Below are 591 nucleotides of genomic sequence, written 5' to 3'. Positions count from 1 at the left end.
CCGCAGGGGATGACTTAATCTTAGAATTACAAATTCACAACCCCACTAAGCAACCTGTCAGCTTACTGCAAGTTGAAGATATCTTACCTTTCGTCTTAGGGCAACCCGTCAAACACAGTATTGAAACTATCGCCAGTCAAGAAACTTACCGTTGGTCATATTCCCAGCCTACCCAAAATCGAGGGATATATCGCTGGCACACTGTGGAATTGGTGACAGGCGCGCCTTTAGGATTATTCTGGAGTCGCCGTCAACGCCACTGTAAAGCTACAGCTATTGTTTACCCGACAGTATTACCTTTAAAAACTTGTCCCCTAGTAGATGAATTAGGACAGGAAGAAAGTCAAAGAAGTGAGTATACTGGTAAACCCTTGCAGACAGCCACATCAGGGTTAGTGCGATCGCTTCGTCCCTACCGCATCGGCGACCCCATGCGTTTAATTCACTGGCGGACTAGCGCACGTTATGGGGAGTTACGGGTGCGGGAATTAGAAATGGTCACAAGTGGACAGGAAATTATTATTGCCCTTGATAGTGCTGGTAATTGGCAAGCAGACAACTTTGAACAAGCAGTAATTGCCGCAGCATCGT

1 protein-coding gene is annotated in these 591 nt (G+C 46.5%); it reads left to right on the top strand.

Going from position 1 to position 591, the window contains the following annotated elements; all coding sequences use genetic code 11:
• A partial coding sequence (locus A3775_RS25095; RefSeq protein ID WP_231867025.1) for a DUF58 domain-containing protein occupies positions 1 to 591 on the top strand: 591 nt, incomplete at both ends.

The organism is Anabaena sp. 4-3 (assembly GCF_001597745.1).
Lineage (GTDB): Bacteria > Cyanobacteriota > Cyanobacteriia > Cyanobacteriales > Nostocaceae > Trichormus.
This window is presented reverse-complemented; position numbering and strand designations above follow the sequence as displayed.